The sequence below is a fragment of the Saccharopolyspora sp. NFXS83 genome, assembly GCF_026241095.1.
In the GTDB taxonomy this organism is placed as follows: domain Bacteria; phylum Actinomycetota; class Actinomycetes; order Mycobacteriales; family Pseudonocardiaceae; genus Saccharopolyspora_C.
This window is the reverse complement of sequence record NZ_JAPFGB010000009.1, coordinates 80,918-107,122: the sequence shown is the minus strand read 5'-3', so window position 1 is coordinate 107,122 and position 26,205 is coordinate 80,918. Positions and strand designations below refer to the sequence as shown.

At 73.2% G+C, this 26,205-nt stretch carries 1 protein-coding gene and 1 pseudogene; both read right to left on the bottom strand.

Annotation, left to right across the window (positions count from 1 at the left end):
* Nucleotides 1-46: 46 nt before the first annotated feature.
* Nucleotides 47-19,765, bottom strand: a complete 19,719-nt coding sequence (locus OOZ19_RS12475) for a type I polyketide synthase (RefSeq protein ID WP_266090256.1) — start codon at nucleotides 19,763-19,765, stop codon at nucleotides 47-49.
* A 54-nt stretch (nucleotides 19,766-19,819) separates the two neighbouring features.
* A pseudogene (locus OOZ19_RS12470) lies at nucleotides 19,820-26,182 on the bottom strand (type I polyketide synthase); the annotation flags it as partial.
* Nucleotides 26,183-26,205: the final 23 nt, after the last annotated feature.

Genomic DNA, 26,205 nt, shown 5'->3' with positions numbered 1-26,205 from the left:
GCGGCGGTTCCTCGCTGCTCTGCGACCTGCGTCCCGACGAGGGGACTCAGCCGAGTCCCAGTTCCTCGTCGATCAGCGCGAACATCTCGTCGTCACTCGCCGAGGCGAGTTCGACGTCCGCGTCCTCCCGGTCATGGCCGTCCTCCAGAGTCCACAGGAACGAGGACAGCTTTTTGACCAGTTTTGCTCTGGTATCCGGGTCGGGCGGCGACGCCGCGAACGCGGCTTCCAGCTTGGTCAGCTCGGCCAGCGCCATCGGTTCGCGCTCGCCCGTGCCGAGCAGGGTCAGCAGGTAGCGGGCGAGTTCCACCGGGGTGGCGTGGTCGAAGATCAGCGTGGCGGGCAGCGCCAGCCCGGTCCGGGCGGCGAGCAGGTTGCGCAGCTCGACGCCGGTCAGTGACGTCATGCCGATATCGAGGAAACCACGCTCGCGGTCCACTTCGGCCGGTGTGTCGTGGCCCAGCACTGCGGCGACCTCCCGGGTGACCACGTCGACCAGCAACGCTTCCTGCTCGGCGACGTCGCGCCCGGCCAGCCGGTCGGCCAGCGTCGGGCCTCCGGTACCCACGCGTTCACCCGGCCCGGCCGCGGCGCGGCGGAGCGGGCCGCGGACCAGGCCGCGCAGGATGCCCGGCACCACGCCCCTGCTGATGGCCCGCAGGTCCAGCGGCGCGGCGACCACCAGCGCCCGCGGCACCTCGACCGCGGTGTCCAGCAACGCGAGCCCCCGCTCCGGCGTGATCGGCACCAGCCCGAGCCGGCGTAACCTGGCCCGGTCCGTTGCCGCCAGGTCGCCGGTCAGACCGCTGGACTCCCACGGCGCCCAGGCGATCGAGGTGGCGGGCAGGCCGAGTGCGCGGCGCCGCTGCGCCAGCCCGTCGAGGAAGGCGTTGGCCGCGGCGTAGGCGGCCTGCCCCGGGCTGCCCACGACCCCGGAGAAACCCGAGAACAACACGAAGGCGTCGAGATCCAGTTCCCTGGTCAGCTCGTGCAGGTGCACGGCGGCGTCCAGCTTGGGACGCAGTACGTCGCCGATGCGCTCACCGGTGAGACCGGTGACCAGGCTGTCGTCGAGAACGCCCGCCAGGTGCACGACACCGGTCAGCGGGTGTTCGGCGGGCAGCGCGGCGAACAGCGCCGCCAGCGATTCCCGGTCGGCGACGTCGCACGCCTCGATGCTCACCCGCGCGCCCAGCGCGGTCAGTTCCTCGGCTAGGGCGGGTGCGTCCGGTGCGTCCGGGCCGCGACGGCCGGCGAGCACCAGGTGGCGCACGCCGTGCTGGGCGACCAGGTGCCGCGCGACCTCGGCACCGAGCGCGCCGGTGCCGCCGGTGAGCAGAATCGTGCCGTCCTCCCGCCAGCGCGGCGCGGGACCGGACGCGTCGGCACGGGCGAGCCGGGGGGTCGTGACGCAGCCGTCGCGCACCGCGAACTGCTGCTCGTCCGGGGCCGCGGCCAGGGCGTCGAGCAGTGCCGCGGCCGAGCCTGGCGCGTCGTCGAGGTCGGCGAGGACCAACCGGCCCGGATGCTCGGACTGCGCGGAACGCACCAGCCCCCACACCCCGGCGGCAGACAGCCCGGCCACCTCGTCACCGGGTCCGGCGCCGACCGCGTGCCTGGTCAGCAGGACCAGCCGCGCGCCGGCGAACCGGTCGTCGCGCAGCCAGGCCACCACCTGTTCCCACGCCGTGACCACGGCACGGTGGCCGGCGCCGGGCAGGTCGCCCGGCTCCGCCACGATCGGCAGCAGCACCACCTCGGGTGCGATGGCGTCCGGTTCCAGGCCGTCCGCCAGTTCCGTCACCGTGGCGGCGGAGGTCCGCGGCACGCCGCGGTCGCCGATCGGCTCGGCAAGCGGGCCGGTGCCGAGCACCACCCACCCGTCGACGACCGCGGCCCGCGGGGCCGCCGGGGCGAGCGGAGGCCAGCACATCTCGTACACCGCGTCCGCGCCGGTCGCCGGAGCGGCGAACGGTGCCGGCTTCAGCTCCACCGACTCGACGACCGCCACCAGGTCACCCGTGGCGTCCGCAGCCGTGACGGAGACCGTCCCGGTGCCGGTCACACGCACCCGCAGCGCGGTTGCGCCGCCCGCGGCGACCGACACACCCCGCCAGCCGGCGCCGTACGACGGTTCGCCGTCGACGGCACCGAGCTGCACGGCGGCCCGGAGCAGCACGGGGTGCAGCACGAATCGGGCGGCGTCGGGAAAGTCCGGCTCGGGCAGGACCAGCTCGGCCAGCAGGTCGCCGTCGTGTCGCCAGGCGCGGGTGAGCACGCCCGCGACATCGTTCAGTCCGGTCACGTCGGCGGGTTCGGCCTCCGGTGGCGGCCACTGGCCGAGCTCCCGGCCGGGGACGGGTGCCGGTGCCAGGAGGCCGGTCGCGTACCGGGCCCACGACTCATCCGTCCCTTGTGGACGGGCGTGCACGGTGACCGGCCGCCGGCCCTGATCGTCGACGGAACCGGCTGTCGCCTGCACCTGGAGGTCGCCCGCCGGGGGTGGTCGCTCGACGGTCAGCTCGGCCAGCGTGGCGCAGCCGACCTGCTCGCCCGCCCGCAGGGCGAGTTCCACGAACACCGTCTCGGCCTGGTCCTGCGCCGCCCACGGCTGGGTGCGGGCGGCCAGCACGCCGGTGAGCACCGTCTCGCCCGACCCGGCCAGCTCGACCTCCGCGCCGAGCAGCGGATGCGCGGTCGCGGCCAAACCGAGCTCCGCCGGGTCGCCGGTGGTCACGTCCGGGGCGAGCCAGTAACGCCGGTGCTGGAACGCGTAGGTCGGAAGGTCCACGGTGGACACGTCGGTCCCGGCGTAGGCCGCCGTCCAGTCGACGTCACCGCCGCGTGCCCACAACTGCCCGATGGAGGTCAGCAGCCGCCGCAGGCCACCGTCGTCGCGCCGGATGCTGCCGGTCACCACCGCCTCGCTACCCAGCGCCTGGTCGATCTCGGCCGCCAGCACAGGATGCGGGCCCAGCTCGACGAAGCAGTCATAACCCGCCTCAGCAAGCGCAGCGACACCCGGCGCGAACAGGACCTGCTCCCGCAGGTTGCGGTACCAGTACTCGGCGTCCAGGACCGCGGTGTCCAGCTGCCCGCCGGTCACAGTCGAATGGAACGGCACCTCCCCGGTTCGGGGGGTGATCGGCGCCAGCACCTCGCGCAGGCGCCCGGCCAGCAACTCCACCTGGGCCGAATGCGAGGCGTAGTCAACCGGCAGCACCCTGGCCCGGTGCCCGTCGGCCACGCACGCGGCCACCAACTCCTCGACCGCGGCGACCTCACCCGAGACGACAACAGCCGACCGTCCGTTGACCGCAGCAACCGACACCCGGCCATCGAACGGTTCAAGCCGGCGATCCACCTCGTCAGGAGCCAACGCCAACGAAGCCATCGACCCACGACCCGACAACGTCTCCGCGATCACCCGGCTACGCCGAGCCACCACCAACGCACCATCCTCAAGAGACAGTCCACCCGCGACGACCGCGGCAGCGACCTCACCCTGGGAGTGCCCGATCACGACGTCCGGGTACACACCGTGCGAACGCCACACCGCGGCGAGCGACACCATCACCGCCCACAGCACCGGCTGCACCACATCCACCCTGGCCAACGCCGCATCATCAGCAAGCACATCCGGCAACGACCAATCGACATGCGGAGCCAACGCACGAGCGCACTCAGCCATCGACGCCGCGAACACCGGCGACTCGGCCAACAACTCCCTGCCCATACCGACCCACTGAGCCCCCTGACCGGGGAAGACGAACACCGTCCCGCCCCGCCGACCGGCCAGCCCCGTCACCGCCCCTGGCGACGGGCGGTCGGTGGCCACCGCGGCCAGCCCGGCGGTCATCTCGCCGACGCCCGAACCGACGACCACCGCACGGTGCGGCATGGCGGCCCGGGTCGTGGCCAGCGAGAACCCGACGTCGCTCAGCCGCGGAGGGTTCGTGGTCGCGAGGACACCGGCCAGCCGGTCCGCCTGCGCACGCAGCGCGGACGCGGACCTGGCCGACACCACCCAGGCGGTGGTTTCCGGCCCGGATTCCGCGCCTGACTCCCGGCCCGCCGGGGGCTCGGGCGCCTGCTCGAAAATCAGGTGGGCGTTGGTGCCGCTGATCCCGAACGAGGACACGCCAGCCCGCCGGGGCCCGTTCTTCTCCGGCCAGGGCCGCTCGTCGGCAGCCAGCTCGACCGCACCGGCCGACCAGTCCACGTGGGACGACGGCTGCTCGGCGTGCAGTGTCTTCGGCACGACGCCGTGCCGCATCGCCAGCACCATTTTGATCACTCCGGCCACGCCGGCGGCGGCCAGGGTGTGTCCCAGGTTCGACTTCACCGAGCCGAGCAGCAGCGGGGTCTCCCGGCCCTGGCCATAGGTGGCCAGCAGTGCCTGTGCCTCGATCGGGTCGCCCAGCGCGGTACCCGTGCCGTGTGCCTCGACCACGTCGATGTCCGTTGTGGACAGGTCGGAGTTGGCCAGCGCCTGGCGGATCACCCGCTGCTGGGACGGGCCGTTGGGGGCGGTCAGACCGTTGCTCGCGCCGTCGGAGTTCACCGCCGAGCCGCGGACGACGGCCAGCACCTGATGCCCGTTGCGCCGCGCGTCGGACAGCCGCTCGACCAGCACCAGTCCGACGCCCTCGGCGAGGACCATGCCGTCGGCGCCCTCACCGAAAGCCTTGCACCGGCCATCGCCGGAGAGCGCGCTCTGCCTGCCGAATCCGACCCACGGGTCCGTCGTGGGCATCACGGTCACCCCGCCGGCCAGGGCGAGTGCCGACTCGCCGCTGCGCACGGACTGGCAGGCCATGTGCAGAGCCACCAGCGACGAGGAGCAGGCGGTGTCCACGGTGAGCGCGGGGCCTTCCAGGCCGTACAGGTAGGCGATCCGGCCGGAGAGCAGGCTGGCGATGGTGCTGGTGACGAGGTGTGCGTCGTCGGTGTGCCGCAACGAGCCATAGTCCTGCTGGCTGGCTCCGACGAAGGTGCCGGTCCGGCTGCCGCGCAGGGTGGCGGGGTCGATCCCGGCCCGCTCGAAGGTCTCCCAGACGGTCTCCAGCAGCAGGCGCTGCTGCGGGTCCATGGTCAGCGCCTCGCGCGGTGAGATGCCGAAGAATCCGGCGTCGAAGTCGGCGGCGCCGGTCAGGAAACCGCCGTACCTCTTGTCGGCGGTTCCGGGTTCGTCCGGGTCGCCGTAGAGGGCGTCGAGGTCCCATCCGCGGTCGGCAGGCAGCTCGGTGATCGCGTCGACCCCGCCGGTGAGCAGCCGCCACAGGTCTTCCGGGTCGCGCACGCCGCCCGGGTAGCGGCAGCTCATCGCGATGATGGCGACCGGCTCGTCGGTGGCCGCGGTGGCGGTGGCCGGCTCGGTCACCGCCGGCGCGGCACCGAGGACGATGCCGTGCAGGAACTCGGCGAGCGCGCCGGGGTCGGGGTGGTCGAACACCATCGTGGCCGGGAGCGTTGTCCCGGCGAGGCGGCTCAACCGGTCACGCAGGTCGACGGCGGTCAGCGAGTCGAACCCGATCTCGCGGAACGGCAGGTCCGGGGGAATCGCGTCGGCGGTCGGGTGCCCGAGCACCTGCGCCGCCTGCGCGCGTACCAGATCCAGCACGGTCCGCCGCCGCTCGCCGGCCGGCAGCCCGCGCAGGCGCGTGGCCAGCTCGCCGGTACCGGGAGTGCCGGGGACGGCCCGGTCCAGCCCGCGAACCTCCGGCACCTCGTCGAACAGGTGACTCGGCCGGGTGGAGGTGAACACCGGGTGGAAACGGTCCCAGGCGACGTCCGCGACGGTGAGCAGGGTGTCGTCGTCGTCGAGTGCCCGCCGCAGTGCGACCAGGGCGGGGTCGCGGTCCATCAGCAACAGACCGCTGCGGACGATCCGCTCGAACGGTTCCCTGTCCAGCTCGTCACGCCACGGACCCCAGGACACGGAGGTGGCCCGCAGGCCGCGGTCCCGCCGGTTGCGGGCGAGCGCTTCGAGGTAGGCGTTGGCCGCCGCGTAGGCGGCGTTGTCACCGCTGCCCCAGACACCGGCGACCGACGAGTACAACACGAACGAGTCGAGCGTGCCGGTGTCGCACAGCTCGTCGAGGTTGCGGGCGCCGGCGACCTTCGCGCCGACCACGCCGGCGAGGTCCTCGTAGCCGGTCTCCGCGATCGGTCCCAGTTGGACGGCCACCGCGGCGTGCAGGACGTTGCGCAGTTCGTGCCCGTCCTCGGCCAGCCGGGTGAGCAGGTCCGCCAGCGCGGACCGATCGGCGATGTCACACGCTTCGACGGTGACCCGGGCGCCCAGCCCGGTCAGCTCCGCGGCCAGCGCCGCTGCACCCGGCGCGGCGAGTCCGCTCCTGCTGACCAGCACGAGGTGCTCGGCGCCCTGCCCGGCCAGCCAGCGGGCGAGGTACCCGCCGAGCACGCCGGTGCCGCCGGTGATCAGGGTGGTGCCACGCGGGGTCCAGGTCCGCTTCGCCGCCCGGCCGCGGGGTGCCCGCACCAGTCGCCGGGCGAGCAGGCCGGAACCGCGCAGGGCCACCTGATCCTCGCCGGGCGGGCCGGCCAGCAGGTCGACCAGCCGACGGGCGGCGGGTTCGTCGAGCGTCGCGGGCAGGTCGACGAGCCCGCCCCAGCGGTGCGGGTGTTCCAGTGCGGCCACGTAGCCGAGGCCGTGCACCTGCGCCTGCAGCGGGTGGTCGAGCGGGTCGTCCGCCCCGGCGGACACAGCGCCGGTGGTCAGGCACCACAGCCGCGCGGGGCTGCCGTCGAGTGCCTTGATGAGGGCGAGAGTCAGCGCGAGACCGGTGGTCAGGACGGGATGCGCGGGGCTGGGACGCTCGGCGAAGCCGAGCAGCGACACGACCCCGGTGACCCCGTCGAGGTCGCCGAGCCGGGTCCGCACCTGGGTCAGGTCGGTGTCGGTGAGCGTGATGTGCCGGACGTCGGCACCCCTCGCGGTGAGCGCGGTGGCGATGCCGTCCGCGGTGGCGATGCCGTCCTCCGGTGTGGTGACGAGCAGCCAGGTGCCGACCGGGTCTGCGGACGGGACCCCGCGCACCGGCCGCCAGGTGAAGCGATAACGCCACGAGTCCACTGTGGAGCTGACGCGCGCGGTCTCCCGCCAGGAGGTCAGTGCCGGGATGACGGTCCCGAGGGCCTGTTCGTCGACGCCGAGCCGGGTGGCGAGCGTGGCCACGTCTTCCCGCTCGACGGCCGCCCAGAACGGGTCCGCGCTCGGCCGGTCCCCGGGCTCGGGCCAGTAACGCTCGTGCTGGAAGGGGTAGGTCGGGAGGTCCACAGCGGACCCTCCGGCCAGGAGGGGCCGCCAGTCGACCGGGGTCCCGCTGACGTGCAGCGCGGCGAGCGCCCGCAGCGCGGACTCCTCCTCGCCGGTGTCCTTGCGCAGGACCGGGACCGCGACGGCGTCGTCGCGCAGCTGGCGCACGGCAGCCGACAGGGACCCGTCCGGTCCGAGCTCCAGGAACCGGGTGGCGTCCACCCGCTCGACGGCATCAGCGAACCGGACCGGCTCGCGCACCTGCCGCACCCAATAGCCCGGAGAACCGAACCGCTCCTCAGTATCCACAGTGGATTCAACCGGGATGCTCGGCTCGTGCACGGTGATCCCGTCGATCGCACGCGCGAACTCCGCGAGCATCGGCTCCATCAACGGCGAGTGGAACGCATGACTGGTCCCCAACCGCCGAACCCTCCGACCGGCATCGCGCCACCGGTCCTCCAGAACGGCGATGTCCACTTCGTCGCCGGACAGCACCACGGCCCGCGGCCCGTTCACCGCGGCGATGCCCACCCGGTCACCGAGGTCGCCGATCTCGTCCTCGGCCGCTTCGACGGCCAGCATGGCCCCACCGGCGGGCAGGGCCCGCATCAGGCGAGCCCGCGCGGAAACGACGGCGCAAGCGTCAGCCAGTGACAGCACACCGGCCACATGGGCGGCGGCCAGTTCCCCCACCGAATGCCCCACCAGGACGTCCGGGCGGACTCCCCACGACTCCGCCAGGCGGAACAACGCCACCTCTAGGGCGAACAACGCAGGCTGCGCCCAACCGGTGTCCTCTTCCACCACATCCTCGGCCCGCACAGGAACGTCGAGCCCGGACACCACCTCGTCGAACGCCTCCGCGAACACCGGAAAACGTTCGTAGAGTTCCCGGCCCATCGCCAACCGCTGCGAACCCTGACCCGAGAACACGAACGCCACCCGGCCATCGCCGGCAACACCACGCGCCACCTCGACCGGCGCATCACCACCGGCCAGCAACACCGCCCGATGCTCGAACACCGACCGCCCGGTCGCCAACGAGAACCCCACGTCGACCGGCGGTGCCTCCACAGCAGCCAAGCGCGCTACCTGCTCCCGCAGGGCATCTTCCGCCTTGGCCGACACCACCCACGGCACCAGACCGCCATCGTCACGCGAGACGTCCTCGCGCAGGTCATCAGGGCCCTGTTCCAGCACCACATGGGCGTTGGTGCCGCTGAGCCCGAACGAGGACACGGCCGCGCGACGCGGACGGTCCACGGACGGCCACTCCACCGGCTCGGTCACCAGCTCGACGGCGCCGGAGTTCCAGTCCACATGGGACGAAGGGGTCTCCGCGCGCAAGGTCCTGGGTACCGCGCGGTGCCGCATCGCCTGCACCATCTTGATCACCCCGGCCACCCCGGCCGCGGCCTGCGTGTGGCCCAGATTCGACTTCACCGAACCCAGCAGCAGCGGCCGTTCCCGGTCCTGGCCGTAGGTGGCCAGCAACGCCTGCGCCTCGATCGGATCACCCAGCGACGTTCCCGTACCATGCCCCTCCACCACATCAACGTCCGATGTGGACAAACCCGCCGACGCCAGCGCCGACCGGATCACCCGCTGCTGCGACGGACCATTCGGCGCGGTCAGACCATTCGAAGCTCCATCCGAGTTCAACGCGCTTCCGCGCACCACCGCCAACACCCGGTGCCCGTTGCGCTCGGCATCCGACAACCGCTCCAGCACCAGCACACCCACACCCTCCGACCAGCCGGTGCCGTCGGCGTCGTCGGAGAACGCCTTGCACCGCCCGTCGGGAGCCAGCCCGCCCTGCCGGGAGAAGGACGCGAACACGGTCGGGGTGGACATGACGGTCACCCCGCCCGCCAGCGCCAGCGAGCACTCACCCGAACGCAACGCCTGCGCCGCCAGGTGCAACGACACCAACGACGACGAACACGCCGTGTCCACCGTCACCGCCGGACCTTCCAGCCCGAGGTGGAACGCGACCCGGCCGGGCACGACGCTCGCCGACGTGCCGGTCACCAGGTGCCCCTCGTACTCGGGTCCGAGCAGCGAGCCGTAGTCGCTGTACATCACACCGGCGAACACGCCGGTCGCACTGCCCCGCAGCGACACCGGGTCGACCCCGGCGCGCTCCAGCGCCTCCCACGACGTCTCCAGCAGCAACCGCTGCTGCGCGTCCGCCGCCAGCGCCTCCCGCGGACTCATCCCGAAGAACCCCGCGTCGAAATCACCGGCGTCGTACAGGAAGCCGCCGGAGCGGACGTGGGAAGTGCCCGCCTGGTCGGGCGCGGGGCCGAAGAGGGCGTCCAGGTCCCAGCCGCGCTCCTCGGGGAACTCGCCGATGCCGTCGCGGCCGTCGGCCAGCATGCGCCACAGGTCCTCGGGAGACCGGACCCCGCCGGGGAACCGGCACCCCATGCCGACGATCGCGATCGGCTCGTCCGGCGCCACCGCAGTGGCGGTCACCTCGGCGGCCCCGGTTCCGGCACCGAACAGTTCGCCGAGCAGGTACTCCACCAGCACGTCGATCGTCGGGTAGTCGAACACCATCGTCGCGGACAACCGCAGCCCGGTCACCGCGCCCAGTTCGTTGCGCAGCTCGACAGCCGTCAGCGAGTCGAAGCCCAGGTCGCGGAACGACTCGGTGGCGCCGACCGCGGCACCCTCGGCGTGCCCGAGCACGCCGACCACCCGCGCCGCCACCAGCTCACGCAGCGCCGGAGCCCGGTCCGGTTCCGGCAGGGCGGCCAGCGTCCGCACCAGCCCGTCGGCGGCGGCCGAGCTCCTGGCCGCTGCGCGACGCCGCACGCCGGCCAGCTCGCGCAGCAGCGGCGGCACCTCGGGCAGGGCGCGCAGCGCGACCGGGTCCACCGGTGCGGCGACCACCGCACCGGACGCGTCCCGCACCGCGGCGTCGAACAACGCCATGCCGTGTTCCACCGGCAGCGGACGGGACCCGATCCGCGCCAGCCGCTCCCAGTCCACATCGGACATTCCGCCGGTCAGGCCCGCTTCCCAGGCGCCCCAGGCGATGGAAAGGCCGGGCAGGCCGCTCGCGCGGCGGTGCTCGGCGAACGCGTCGAGGAACGCGTTCGCCGCCGCGTAGTTGCCCTGTCCCGGGGTGCCCAGCACACCGGCGGCCGAGGAGAACAGCACGAACGCGGCCAGGTCGCGGTCGCGAGTGGCCTCGTGCAGGTGCCAGGCGGCGTCGACCTTCGGCGCCAGCGCAGTGGCGAGCCGCCGCGCAGTGAGCTGCTCGATCACGCCGTCGTCGAGGACACCCGCCGTGTGCACGACCGCGGTCAGCCGGTCGATTCCCTGCACCAGCGCGTGCACCGCGTCCCGGTCGGACAGGTCGCAGGCGACCACCTCGACGCCCAGCTCCACCAGGTCATCGGCGCCGGGGGCGCCGGCCCCGCGGCGGCTGGCCACCACCACCCGCTGTCCCCGGCCTGCCAGGTGCGCGGCGAGCAGTCCGCCCAGCCCGCCGCCGCCGGTCACCAGCACCGCGCCGTCGCGGTCCCACTCCGGGGCCGGTTCGGACGCGGCCAGCCGGGTCAGGCGGGGCCGTCGCGGCACCCCGTCGCGGACCACGAGCTGCGGCTCCTCGGCCAGCAGCGGCAGCGCCCGCGCCAGGTCGTCGTCGGTCTCGACGTCCACCAGTGCGAACCGGCCGGGGTGTTCGGACATCGCCGACCGGATCAGGCCCCACACCGCGGACGCGGCCAGGTCACGCACCCCGTTGACGGCGCCGCGGGTCACGCACACCAGGGTCGAGTCCGCGAACCGCGGCTCGGCCAGCCAGTCGTGCGCCAGTTCCAGCACCCGCGCGGTCAGCTCGTGGACCGCCTCGGGACCGCCGTCCGAACCGGGCACGGGCAGCAGCACGACGTCCGGGACCGGGTCGCCCTCGGCGAGCGCCGCGAGACCGCTCTCGCCGAGTTCGCCGACGACGGTCGCCGCCGCGAGCCCGGCCGGTTCCGGGGCGGGCAACCAGGTCGTGGTGAGCAGGCCGCCGCCGTCCAGCCGCGACGTGGCATCCGGAAGCGCGGTGAGCGCGCGGTCCCGCAGCCGGTCGACGGTGATCACCGGCCGCCCGGTGACGTCGGCGGCCTCGATCGAGGTCGTGTCCGCACCGTCGCGCACCAGCCGCACGCGCAGCGCGGCGGCGCCGGAGGCGTGCAGGGACACCCCTTCCCAGGCGAAGGGAAGCCGCTGCTCGCCGTCGTCGGGGCGGACCAGTGCCATGGCGTGCAGTGCGGCGTCCAGCAGCGCCGGGTGCAGGCCGAACGCGTCCGCGTCGGAAACCTCGTCCGGCAGCGCGACCTCGGCGAACACCTCGTCACCACGCCGCCACACCGCCCGCAGGCCCTGGAACACCGGCCCGTACCCGAAGCCGGCGTCGGCGAGCTGGTCGTAGCAGTCCCCGGTGTCGACCGGGTCGGTACCCGCCGGGGGCCAGGCCGTGGCGAACTCGGTGTCGGCCAGGTATTCGCCGGGGGCGACCGCTCCGTCGGCGTGCCGCACCCATTCGCCGTCCAGCGCCGACGGGGGGCGGGAGAACACGCGGACCTCGCGGCGTCCGCCGTCGCCAGGTGGGCCCAGCCACACCTGGATAGCGACCTGGTCGTGCTCGGGAAGCACCAGTGGTGCCGACAGGGTCAGCTCCTCCACCCGGTCGCAGCCGACCTGGTCGGCCGCACGCAGGACGAGTTCGAGGAACCCGGTTCCGGGGAACAGCACCGCGTCGCGCACGACGTGGTCGGCCAGCCACGGGTGGGTGGCCGCCGAGATCCGCCCGGTCACCAGGACACTGCCGTCGTCGGCGGACGAGGTGACCGCGCCGAGCAGCGGGTGCTCGACCGGGACCAGCCCGAGTCCGGCCGCGTCACCGCCCTCGTTGCCGCCGACCGGCCAGTACCGCTCGTGCTGGAACGCGTAGGTCGGCAGGTCCACCACGCGCGCCCCGTTGCCGGCGAAGACGCCGGTCCAGTCCACGGCGGCGCCACGGACGTGCAGGGCCGCCACCGCCCGCAGTGCCGATTCCTCCTCCGGTGCGTCCTTGCGCACCAGGGGGGCGGTGACCGCGTCGGGCAGCGTCTCCGCGACCGCCGCGCACAGCGCACCGCCGGGGCCGACTTCCAGGAACCGCACCGCGCCCTTCTCGCCGACGGCGCGTACGGCGTCGGCGAACCGCACCGGCTCGCGTACCTGCCGCACCCAGTACTCGGCGGTGCCGAACCGCAGTTCCTTGTCCACTGTGGACACCACGGGGATGTCCGCCTCGCGGACGGTGATCCCGTCGATGGCGCCCGCGAACTCGGCCAGCATCGGTTCCATCAGCGGCGAGTGGAACGCGTGGCTGGTCGCCAACCTGCGGGTCCGCTCGAACCGGTCCGCGACCGCCGCCACGGCTTGGTCGGTGCCGGACAGCACCACGGCGTCCGGGCCGTTCACGGCCGCGATCGACACGCCGTCGGTCAGCAACGGCAGCACCTCGGCCTCCGGGGCGCGTACCGCCACCATCACCCCACCGGGCGGCAGCGCCTGCATCAGGCGGGCCCGCGCGGACACCACCGCGCAGGCGTCGGTCAGTGACAACACACCCGCGACATGCGCCGCGGCCAGTTCACCGATCGAATGCCCCACCACGAAGTCCGGGCGTACACCCCACGACTCCACGAGGCGGTACAACGCCACTTCCACCGCGAACAACGCAGGCTGCGCCCACCCCGTCTCGGTCAGCAAGGGGGCGTCCGTACCCCAAATGACCTCCCGCAGCGGCTCACCCAGCTCGGCCACCACCGCGTCGAACGCCTCCGCGAACACCGGAAAACGCTCGTACAACTCCCGGCCCATGCCCAACCGCTGCGAACCCTGACCCGAGAACACGAACGCAGTTCGGCCCACCAACACCGAACCCCTGGCAACCTCGACCGGCCCACCCGCGCCGGCCAGCAACACCATCCGCTGGTCGAACGAAGCCCGCGACGTCGCCAACGAGAACCCGACGTCGACCGGCGACGCGTCCACCGCCGCCAGCCGGACGACCTGCTCCCGCAAGGCCGCCTCCGTCTTCGCCGACACCACCCACGGAACCAGCTCGCGAAGGCCACTTTCATCACGGGCGACGTCCGGAGGGCGGCTCTCCGGAGCATCGAGAATCACGTGCGCGTTCGTGCCGCTGATCCCGAACGAGGACACGGCCGCACGGCGGGCCCGGCCGGAGTCCGGCCAGCCGACCTGCTCGGTCACCAGCTCGACCGAACCGGCCGACCAGTCCACCCGAGAGGACCGGCCGTCGGCGTGCAGCGTCCGGGGGACGCAGCCGTGCTGGAAAGCGAGCAACATCTTGATCACCCCGGCCACCCCGGCGGCTGCCTGGGTGTGGCCGATGTTCGACTTCACCGAACCCAGCAGCAGTGCCCGCTCCCGGTCCTGCCCGTAGGTCGACAGCAGCGCCTCCGCCTCGATCGAGTCGCCGAGGGTGGTGCCGGTGCCGTGTCCCTCGACCACGTCGACGTCGGCCGGGGACAGTCCGGCGGAAGCCAGCGCGCGGCGGATCACCCGCTGCTGGGCGGGCCCGTTCGGCGCGGTCAGGCCGTTGGAGGCGCCGTCCTGGTTGACCGCGCTGCCGCGCAGCACGCCGAGCACCTGGTGCCCGTTGCGTTCCGCGTCGGACAGCCGCTCCAGCACCAGCACCCCGACGCCCTCCGACCAACCGACCCCGTCGGCCGTCTCGGCGAACGACTTGCACCGCCCGTCGGTGGCGAGCCCGCCCTGCCGGGAGAAATCGACGATCGTGGTCGGCGTCGGCATCACGGTCACGCCACCGGCCAGCGCCAGCGAGCACTCACCCGAACGCAACGCCTGCGCCGCCAGGTGCAACGACACCAACGACGACGAACACGCCGTGTCCACCGTCACCGCCGGACCTTCCAGCCCGAAGACGTAGGAGACCCGACCGGACACCACGCTCGGGGCGCTGCCGGTGCCCTTGTACCCCTCGAACCGCGCGTCCAGCAGGTTCTTGTACTCGCTGTACATCACCCCGGCGAACACCCCGGTTTGGCTGCCGCGCAGCGACGACGGGTCGATCGCCGAGCGTTCCAGCGCCTCCCAGGACACTTCCAGCAGCAGCCGCTGCTGAGCGTCGGTGGCCATGGCCTCGCGCGGTGACATCCCGAAGAACCCCGCGTCGAAGTCACCGGCGTCGTACAGGAACCCGCCGGAACCGGTGTGCTCGCGCAGGCCCGCCACGTCCCAGCCGCGGTCGGTGGGCAGCTCGCCGATCGCGTCGGTGCCGTCCACCACCAGCCGCCACAGGTCCTCCGGCGAACGCACCCCGCCCGGGTAGCGGCAGGCCATTCCGACGACGACGATCGGGTCGCCGGTCACCGCCTCAGGGGTGTCGGCGACGGGCGCGAGCGCGTCACCGGCACCGAGCAGCTCGCTGTGCAGGTGCTCGACCAGCGCGTCGGCGGTCGGGAAGTCGAACACGAGCGCGGTGGGCAACCGCAGCCCGGTGGCGGTGGTCAGCTCGTTGCGCAGTTCGACGGCCATCAGCGAGTCGAAGCCCAGCTCGCGGAATGGCCGGTCCAGGCTGACCGGGGCGGTGTCGGTGTGCCCGAGCACGGCCGCGACCCGGCTGCGGACCAGTTCGGTCAGCACCTCGGTGCGTTCCCCCGCCGGCAGCGCCACCAGCCGGCGCACCAGGCCATCGGCGGTGGCCGAACCACGCGCGGCAGCGCGCCTGCGCACACCCGCAAGGTCGCGCAGCGGTGCGGGAACCGTGGCCTGCGCACGCAGCGCGGCGAGGTCCAGCGGGGTCGCCAGCACCGCGGCCGGTCCCCCGGCGGCGGTGGCGTGGTCGAACAGGGCCAAGCCGTCGGCAACCGACATCGGCCGGAAGCCGCTCCGCGCGACCCGCTCCCAGTCCACTTCGGACAGATCGGTGGTGAGTCCGGCCTCCCAGGCGCCCCAGGCGATCGACACGGCGGGCAGCCCGGCCGCGCGCCGACGGACGGCGAGGGCGTCGAGGAACGCGTTCGCCGCCGCGTAGTTGGCCTGTCCGGCGGCGCCGTACACACCGGCCGCCGAGGAGAACAGCACGAACCCGGCCAGTGCCAGGTCACGGGTCGCCTCATGCAGGTGCCAGCCCGCGTCGACCTTCGGCCCGAGCACGGCGGCGAGCCGGCCGGGGGTCATCGACGCCACCACGCCGTCGTCGACGACACCGGCGGCGTGCACGACCGCGGTCAGCGGCCGTTCCGCCCCGGCCTCGGCCACCAGGGCCCGTACCGCGTCCCGGTCACTGAGATCGCAGGCGAGCACCCTGGCCCGGGTTCCCCGCTCGGCCAGCTCGGCCACCAGCTCCGGCATGCCGTCCGCGTCCTGGCCGCGCCGGCTCGCCAGCACCAGGTTCGCGAAGCCCTGCCCGGCCAGGTGCCTGGCCAGCTCCCTGCCGATCCCGCCGCTGCCGCCGGTGACCAGCACCGTGCCGTCGCGGTCCCAGTCCGCCCCGCCGTCCACCGGATCGGCCCGGCGCAGCCGGGGCACGCACACCCGGCCGTCCCGCACGGCCAGCTGCGGCTCGTCGGCGCTCAGGGACGGCAGGGCGAGCGCGACGTCGTCGCCGGACTCCGCGGCGAGCAGCCCGAACCGGCCGGGGTGCTCGGCTGCCGCCGAGCGGACCAAGCCGCTGATCGCGGCAGCCACCAAGTCCTCGGCACCGCGGGTCACCAGCACCAGCCGGGACTCCAGGCACCGCTCGTCGGTGACCCATCGGCGCACCGGTGCCAGCACGCGGGCGGTCTCCTCGTGTACCGCCGCCACCTGGTCGCCCGGTACGTCCTGCCCGCGAACGTCGACCAGAACGGCTTCGGGCACCGGCGCGGGGAGGTCGCTGAGCCCGTCCCACCAGACGGTCTCGGCCGGCGCCTGCCCCGGGGAGCGCGGCGGCACCCAGTCCACCACGAACAGCCCGTCCGGCCCCGTGGTGACCGGGTCGGCGACGCGCAAGGCCATTCTTCCCACGGACAGCACCGGTGCCCCGGTGGTGTCCGCGGCGGCCAGCGTGACACCGCCGTCGCCGTCCGGGGTGATCCGCACGCGCAGCTCGCCGGCACCCACGGCATGCAGCGAGACGTCCTCCCAGCCGAACAGCAGGCGCCGCTGGCCGGTCTCGGCCGGGGCGATGAAGGGGAGGGCGTGCATCGCGGCGTCCAGCAGTGCCGGATGCAACCCGTAGGCTCCGGCGTCGCGGACCTGGTCGGGAAGCGCGACCTCGGCGAACAGCTCGTCGCCGTGGCGCCACGCCGCGCGCAGGCCCTGGAAGACCGGGCCGTAGTCGAAGCCGGGCTCGGTGCCACGCTCGTAGAAGTCGGTGAGGTCCAGCGCCGTCGCGCCGGGCGGCGGCCACTGCGCCCGCATAGGGTCGGCGGGCCGCGCACCGGGCGCCAGCTGACCGGTGGCATGACGCGTCCAGTCCTGGCCGGACGCGTCGGCGGGGCGGGAGTACACCGCGATCGGCCGGGTGCCGTGCTCCTGCTCGGCCCCGACCCAGACGTGCACCTGGACCGCGCCGGGCCCGGTGAGGACGAGCGGGTTGAGCAGGGTCAGCTCGGTGACCCGGTCGCAGCCGACTTCGTCGGCCGCGCGGATTGCCAGTTCCAGCAAAGCGGTGCCGGCGACCAACACCCGGCCGTCCACCACGTGATCGGCCAGCCACGGATGGGTGGAGACCGACAACAGGCCGGTGAACAGCACGCCGTTCGCGTCGGCCAAGGTCGCCCTCGCGGCGAGCAACGGGTGCCCGGCGACCTCCAGGCCGAGACCGGTCGCGTCGGCGGCGCGGGCCCGCACCGGGGGCCAGAACCGTTGGTGCTCAAACGGGTAGGTCGGCAGGTCCACGGTGGACGCACCACTGTCGGCGAAGAAGGCGTGCCAGTCGACCGGGGCGCCGGTGACGCTCAGCGTCGCCAGCGCGCGGACGGCGCTCTCCTCCTCCGGCCGCTCACCACGCAGTACCGGCACGATCACCGCGTCCGGCAGGCACGCCTGGACCGCCGCGCACAGGTTTCCGTCCGGCCCCACCTCCAGGAACCGGGTGACGGCGCTCATCCCGCCGACGGCGTCGGCGAACCGCACCGGCTCGCGCACCTGCCGCACCCAGTACTCCGCGGTACCAAACCGCGCCTCGGTGTCCACAGTGGACACAACGGGGATGTTCGGCTCGTGCGCGGTGATCCCGCCGATCGCACGCGCGAACTCCGCCAGCATCGGCTCCATCAACGGCGAGTGAAACGCGTGACTGGCCCGCAGCACCTTCGCGTCGGCGAACCGGTCCGCCACGGACAGGACGGCGTCCCGGTCACCGGAGAGCACTACCCGGTCCGAGCCGTTGACGGCGGCGACCACCACTCCGCCGGTGAGCAGCGGGAGCACCTCGCTCTCGCTCGCCCGCACGGCGACCATCGCCCCGCCGGGCGGCAGGGCCCGCATCAGCCGGGCACGGGCCGACACCACCGCGCACGCGTCGGCTAGCGGCAGAACCCCGGCCACGTGCGCGGCGGCCAGCTCACCGACCGAGTGCCCGACGAGGAAGTCGGGCCGGACACCCCACGACTCGAACAAGCGGAACAACGCCACCTCGAAGGCGAACAGCGCCGGCTGCGCCCACCCGGTGTCCTCCAGCGTGGCCGGGTCCTCGCCCCACACCACGTCCCGCAGTGCCGGGTCCAGCTCGGCCAGCACCGCGTCGAACGCGTCCGCGAACACGGGGAACCGGTCGTAGAGCTCCCGGCCCATCCCCAACCGCTGCGAACCCTGACCGGAGAACACGAACGCCGTCTTGCCCGCCCGCACGGCACCACGCACGACGTTCGGGTCCGTCGCGTCCCGCGCGAGCGCGGCCAGTGACCGCTCTGCGCTCGCGCGGTCGGTGGCGAGCACGACCGCCCGCCGTTCGAACGCCGCACGCGCGGTGACCAGCGAGAACCCGACATCGCGCAGTGACCCGTCCACAGCGGACTCCAGGCGGGCAGCCTGCGCGCGCAGTGCCGGTTCCGTTCGCGCGGACAGCACCCACGGAATCACACCGGGCGGCACACCCGGCTCGCGCTCCGGCGCGGGCGGGGCCTGCTCGATCACCACGTGCGCGTTCGTCCCGCTGATCCCGAACGACGACACCGCCGCCCGCCGGGGCCGGTCCACCGCCGGCCAGGGGACCTGCTCGGTCAGCAGCTCCACCGAACCGGCGGACCAGTCCACATGGGACGACGGGGTGTCCACGTGCAGGGTCCGGGGCGCGACGCCGTTTCGGACCGCCATGACCGACTTGATCACCCCGGCCACGCCCGCCGCGCCGAGCGTGTGCCCGAGGTTCGACTTGACCGAACCGATCAGCATCGGATGCGCGCGGTCCCGGCCGTAGGCTCGGATGGCCGCCTGCGCCTCGATGGGATCGCCCAGCCGGGTTCCCGTGCCGTGCGCCTCCAGCAGGTCGACGTCGCCGGGGAACAACTCCGCGTCGGCCAGCGCCGCCTTGATCACCCGTTCCTGCGCGGGTCCGTTCGGCGCGGTCAGGCCGTTGGACGCGCCGTCCGAGTTGATCGCGGAACCCCGCACCACGGCGAGAACCCGGTGGCCGTTGCGCCGCGCCTCCGACAGCCGCTCCAGTACCAGCACGCCCACGCCCTCCGACCAGCCGACGCCGTCGGCCGCCTCGGAGAACGCCTTGCACTGCCCGTCCGCGGCCAGTCCACCGTGCCGGGCGAACTCCGCGAACTGCGCCGGCGTGGACAGCACGGTCACCCCGCCCGCCAGCGCCAGCGAGCACTCCCCCGCCCGCAGCGCTCGCACCGCGAGGTGCAGCGACACCAGCGACGACGCGCATGCCGTGTCCACCGACACCGCGGGGCCCTCCAGTCCCAGCGCGTAGGCCACCCGGCCGGACGCGAGGCCCGGCCTGCTGCCCATGCCCTGGTAGCCGCGGAACTCCTCGGGGTCGAGCAGGTCACCGTAGTCGCTGTACACCACGCCGGTGAACACCGCGGTCCGGCTGCCGCGCAATGAGCTCGGGTCGATCGAGGCCCGCTCCAGCGCCTCCCACGACACCTCCAGCAGCAACCGGTGCTGGGCGTCGGTCGACATCGCCTCGCGTGGCGACATCCCGAAGAACGCGGGGTCGAAGTCGGCCGCTCCGTCGAGGAAACCGCCCAACCCCGGCTCGACGGACTCCCAGCCGCGGTCCGCGGGGAACGCCGAGATGGCGTTCCCGCCGGAGGTCACCAGCCGCCACAGGTCCTCCGGTGAGGTGATCCCGCCGGGGTAGCGGCAGCCCATGCCCACGATGGCGATCGGCTCGCGGTCGCGGGCCTCCAGTTCCTCGACACGCTGCCGGGCGCGGCGCAGGTCAACGGTCACGCGCCGGAGGTAGTCGACAACCTGGTCCGTGTCCTCACTCATGGCCTGCCACAACCCCGTTCAGTCCTGCGCGGAAAGGGAAACTCGACTTCGTTCTCACGTCGGCCTGCTGTCGGTCGGGTCGGCGAAGTTCTCGTCGATCATCTGGAACAGTTCGGAGACGGACACGGAGTTGATGTCGTCGTCGGACGGGCCCTGCCCGCGCTCGGTGCCGTCGTCGCCGTCGCCGTCGCGCCGCAGCAGTGCGACGAGCTTCTCCAGGCGCAGCGCCGCGTCCTGCCGCTCCTCCCGCGGAACCCGCGCCGACAGCACGGCCTCCAGCCGGTCGATGGCCTCGGGTACCGAACCACCGCCCGCCGGGTCCATCTCCCCCACCAGCGTCGTGAGCAGGTGGGCTGCCAGCGCCGTCGTGGTCGGGTAGTCGAACACCACCGTCGGCGACAGCTTGCGGCCGAGTGCGGCGCCGAGCTTGTTGCGCAGTTCCACCGCGGTCAGCGAGTCGAACCCGAGTTCCTTGAACGGCCGGTCGACCTCGATCGCGTCGGTGTCGGCGAACCCCAGCACCACGCAGACCTGACGCCGGATCACGTCGACCAGCAGCTCCTGGCGTTCCGCGGGCGGCAGCGCAGGCAGCCGCTGTCCCAACGCCATCGGCACGACCGCGTCCGTGGTCGCGGTGCGCCTGCCCACGGCGGGGCAGATTCCACGCAGGATCGACGGCAGGTCCTCCCGGGCCCGCAGTGCCGGGCGGTCCACGTCCAGCACCACGGTCACCGCGGCGTCGGAGGTGACCGCAGCGTCGAACATCGCCAGCCCGTGCGCGAGCGCCAGCGGTCGCTGACCGGACCGCCGGATCCGCGCATAGTCCGCATCGGACATTCCGCCGGTCATGCCGGTCGACTGTTCCCACAGGCCCCACGCCAGGGCCACGCCGGGCAGCCCCTCGGCGCGGCGGCGATGGCACAGGCCGTCCAGGAACGCGTTCGCCGCGGCGTAGTTGGCCTGCGCGGTGGTGCCGAGCACCCCGGCCACCGAGCTGTAGACCACGAAGCCGGCGAGGTCGAGCTCCCTGGTCGCCTCGTGCAGGTTCCACGCGGCGTCGACCTTCGGGCGCAGCACCCTGGTCAGCTGGTCGGGAGTCAGCGTGTCCACGACGCCGTCCTCCATGATGCCGGCGGCGTGCACGACCGCGGTGAGTCCGCCCCGGGCGCCGAGGTCGCGGACCAGCCTCCCGACGTCGGCGTTGTCCGCGACGTCGCAGGCGACGACCTCGGCACGGCAGCCGTGACCGGCGAGTTCCTCGACCAGCTCGGCCGCCCCGTCCGCCGCCGGGCCACGGCGGCTGGCCAGCACCAGCCACCGGAACCCGTGCCCGGCCAGGTGCCGGGCCAGTTCCCGGCCCAGCCCGCTGGTTCCACCGGTGACCAGCACAGCCCGGTCGCGGTCCCAGCCGCGGGGGACGGTCAGCACGATCTTGCCGGTGTGCTTTGCCTGGCTCATGAAACGGAACGCGGGCGCCGCCTGGCGGATGTTCCAGGTGCGGGTCGGCAGCGGGCGCAGCGTGCCCGCGTCGAACAACGACTTCAGCTCGGTGAGCATCGCGGCGATCCGGTCGGGGTCGACCAAGGTCAGGTCGAACGTCCGGTAGGTCACGCCGGGCAGCTCCTCGGCGGAACGGACGTCGTTCTTGCCCAACTCGGTGAACCGGCCGCCAGGGGCGAGCAGCCGCAGCGAGGCGTCGACGAACTCGCCGGTCAGCGAGTTCAGCACGACGTCCATCGGCGGGAACTCTGCCGCGAAGTCCAGGGTGCGCGAAGAGGCGATGTGATCGTCGGCCACTCCCAGCTCGCGCAGGACGTCCCACTTGGACTCGCCGGCCGTCGCGAACACCTCCGCGCCGAGGTGCCGCGCCAGCTGGATCGCGGCCATTCCCACGCCGCCCGCTCCGGCGTGGATCAGGACGCGCTCGCCCTCGGCCAGTCCTGCCACGTCGACAAGCCCGTACAGGGCGGACAGGAACGGTGCCGCGACACCAGCGGCGGTCTCGTCCGTCCAGCCGGCGGGCACGGTCACCACGCACCGCTCGTCCACCACGGCCGTCGGCCCAAACCCGCCTGTGACCAGGCCCAGCACCCGGTCGCCGACCCTGGCACGGGTCGCCTCGGGGCCGGTCTCGACCACAACACCGGCGGCCTCGACACCCAGGGTCCCCTGCTCGCCGTGGTAGCGGGCCGCGGCGTCACGCACCTTGCCGTAACCCAGGGTCGCCAGCACGTCCAGGAAGTTCACCCCGGCTGCGGAGACCGCCAGCCGCACCTGCCGGCCGGTCAGCGGTCGCTCGGCGCTGTCCGTTCCCGGCACGATGCCCAGCCCGTCCACGGTGCCGGGCGTGACCACGTCGAGCCGCCAGTCCTGGCCTGCCACCGGCACGGTCAGCGTCGCCGGGTCGGGAACCAGCTGCGGGACGTACAGCCGACCGTCCCGGACCAGCAGCTGTGGCTCGTCGCCGGCCAACACGTACGGCAGGGCGAGCGCGACACCGGCGTCGACGTCGCGCGCAGGCACCTCCAGCAGCCCGAACGAGCCAGGGTTCTCCGAGATCGCGCTGCGGAGCATGCCCCAGGCCGCCGCGGCGGCGAGATCGCTGCCGTCGGTACCGCCGCTGAGCACCACGACCAGCCGGGAACCGGCGAACCGCTCCTCGCCCAGCCACCGTTGCAGCAGCGCCAGCAGCCGCGCCGACACCTCGTGCACCGGGTCCGGGCCGTCCCCGCTTCCGCAGACGCGGGCCAGTACGACGTCCGGCGCCTGGTCCAGTGCGGCCAGCGCGGCCTCGTCGGCGTCTCCGTCCAGCACCACGGAGGTCCGGCTGGACGCGGGCGCCGGGGTCGTGACCGGCTCCCAGTCCACCGTGTACAGCGAGCTGGGCTCGGCCGCCGGCGCCGCGTCCGGGGCCGCCCGCAGCACCACCGCGTCGGCCGACACCACTGCGGCACCCGCCGGGTCGGCGGCCAGCAGCGACACCGTCGAGTCGCCGGTGCCGGTCAGCCGCACCCGCAGCGCCCGCGCCTCGGTCGCGTGCAGGCACACGCCCTGCCAGGAGAACGGCAGTGCGCCGGCCGGGACGTCGAACCCGGCGATCAGGATCGCGTGCGTGGCCGCGTCGAGCAGGGCCGGGTGCAGGCCGAACCCGTCGGAGTCGGCGTCCTCGGGCAGGCCGACCTCGGCGAAAACCTCGCCGTCGCGTGACCAGGCCCGGCGCAGCCCGCGGAACACCGGGCCGTACCCGTAGCCGGATTCGGCGACGGTCTCGTAAAAATCGGACAGGTCGATCTCGGTGGCGCCGGGCGGGGGCCACTCTCCGGCGAACCCGGGGTCCACACCGGACGGGCCGCGGGCGAGTACGCCGGTGGCGTGCTCGGTCCACGGCTCGCCATCCTCGCCGTCCGGCCGGGAGTGGACGGTGACCGCGCGGGTGCCGTCCTCGTCCGCGGCGTCCACCCGGACCTGAATCCGGACCCCGCCGCGCTCGGGTAGCGGCAGCGGTGCCGTCAGGGTCAAGTCCGCGACGCGACCGCAGCCGACCTCGTCCCCAGCGCGCACCAGCAGTTCGACGAAGCCGGTGGCGGGCAGCAGCGCCCGGTCGCGCAGGCGGTGGTCGCCGATCCACGGGTGCGTCTCCAGCGAGAGCCGCCCGGTGAGCACGACACCGGCCTCCCCCGCCAGCTCCACCGTGCCGGCGAGCAGCGGGTGGTTCGCCGCGGCGAGTCCCAGTCCGGCCGCGTCCCCCGCCCGCGTGTGCGGCGCGGGCCAGTAACGCTGCCGCTGGAACGGATAGGTCGGCAGATCCACCGGTGCACCTCCGGCCAGTGCCGCCGTCCAGTCGACGTCACCGCCGCGTGCCCACAACTGCCCGACAGAAGTCAGCAACCGCCGCAAACCACCATCATCACGCCGAATGCTGCCCGTCGCCACGCCCCCACCAGCCAACACCTGATCAACCTCAGCCGCCAACACAGGATGCGGACCCAACTCGACGAAACAGCCATTCCCAGCGTCAACAAGCCCAGCAACACCCGGCGCGAACCGAACCTGCTCCCGCAAATTGCGATACCAATACTCAGCATCCAAAACCGCGGTATCCAACTGCCCACCAGTCACAGTCGAATAGAACAACACCTCCCCAGACCGCGGAACGATCGGCGCCAACACCTCCCGCAAACGCCCCGCCAACAACTCCACCTGAGGCGAATGCGACGCATAATCAACCGGCAGCACCCTCGCCCGATACCCATCAGCCACACACGAAGCGACCAACTCCTCCACCCCAGCAACCTCACCAGAAACAACCACCGCCGACGGCCCATTAACAGCAGCCACCGACACCCGCCCCTCGAACGGCCCAAGCCGACGATCCACCTCACCAACCGGCAACGCCAACGACGCCATCGCCCCAGAACCGGACAACGTCTCAGCAATCACCGAACTCCGCCTCGCCACCACCAACGCACCATCTTCAAGAGACAAACCACCCGCGACAACCGCAGCAGCGACCTCCCCCTGCGAATGCCCGATCACGACATCCGGATGCACACCACAAGAACGCCACACCGCAGCCAGCGACACCATCACCGCCCACAACGCCGGCTGCACCACATCCACCCTCGCCAACGCCACATCATCATCAAGCACATCCAACAACGACCAACCCACATGCGGAGCCAACGCACGAGCACACTCACCCATCGACGCCGCGAACACCGGCGACTCCACCAGCAACTCCCGCCCCATCCCCACCCACTGAGCCCCCTGCCCAGGAAAAACAAACACCACCCCGCCCAACCGACCTGACGTTCCGGTGACCAGGCCGGGAACCGGCTCACCGTCGGCGAGCGCACCGAGCCTGGCGGTCAGCTCCGCGCCGTTCTCGCCGACGACCACCGCCCGGTGGTCGAACACCGATCGCGTGGTGGCCAGCGACAGTCCGACATCCACCGGATCGGCACCGTCCACAGTGGACCGCAGCCTGCCCGCCAGTGCGCGCAGTGCGACGTCCGATCGTGCGGACAGGACCCACGGCGTCGTCTGCGCTTGCTTCTCCCGGGCACGGTCCGGCCCGGCCGGGGCCTGCTCCAGGATCACGTGCGCGTTCGTCCCGCTCATGCCGAACGCCGAGACGCCGACGCGGCGCGGCCGGTCCGACTCCGGCAGGCGCACCGGCTCGGTCAGCAGCCGCACCTGGCCGGCGGACCAGTCCACGTGCCGGCTCGGCGGGTCCGCGTGCAGTGTGCGGGGCAGCTCGCCGTGGCGCAGCGCCTGCACGACCTTGATCACGCCGGTGATGCCGGCGGCGGCCTGGGTGTGGCCGATGTTGGACTTGCCCGAACCCAGCAGCAGCGGCTCCTCCCGGCCCTGGCCGTAGGTGGCCAGCAGCGCGTGCGCCTCGATCGGATCGCCCAGCGGGGTTCCGGTGCCGTGTGCCTCCACGGCGTCCACATCGGACGCCTGAAGAGCGGCGTCGGCCAGCGCGGCGCGGATCACCCGCTGCTGGGCCTTGCCGCTGGGCGCGGTGAGCCCGTTGCTCGCGCCGTCGGAGTTGATGGCACTGCCCTGCACGACGGCCAGCACCGGGTGGCCGTTGGCCCGGGCGTCGGAAAGCCGCTCCAGCAACACCATCCCGACGCCCTCGGCGATGGCGAGGCCGTCCGCGCCGTCGCCGAACGCGCGGCAGCGGGCCTCCGGGGACAGGCCGCGCTGCCTGCTGAACTCCAACAGCAGCTGCGGGCTGGTCATCACGTTGGCGCCGCCCGCGATCGCCAGCGAGCACTCGTCACCACGCAGCGCCCGCACCGCGTCGTGCAGCGCCACCAGCGACGACGAGCACGCGGTGTCCACCGTGACCGCGGGCCCCTCCAGTCCGAAGATGTAGGACACCCGGCCGGCCAGGACGCTCGCCGCGCCACCGGTCAGGGTGTGCCCCTCCAGACCGGGGCTCGCGGTGGCGAGCTCGTTGTAGTCCAGGCCGTTGGTACCGAGGTAGACGCCGGTGTCGCTGCCGCGCAGCACGGCCGGGTCGATCCGCGCCCGCTCGAACACCTCCCAGGCACCCTCCAGCACCAGCCGCTGCTGCGGATCCATGGCCAGCGCCTCGCGCGGCGAGATGCCGAAGAACTCCGCGTCGAAGTCGGCGATACCGCTGAGGAACCCGCCTTCCTTGACGTAGGCGGTGCCTGCCTGCTCGGGGTCCGGATCGTAGAGGGCGTCGAGATCCCAGCCGCGGTCGGTGGGCAGCGGCCCGATCGCGTCCGAGCCACCTGTCAGCAACGCCCAGAACTCCTCCGGGGAAGTGACCCCGCCGGGCAGCCGGCAGCTCATCGACACCACCGCGATCGGTTCGCGCGACGCCGCCGGGCCGCGCCGCAGTTCCTCACGCGCGTCGCTCAGCTCCGCGGTCACCCGGCGCAGGTAATCCCGCAGCTTCT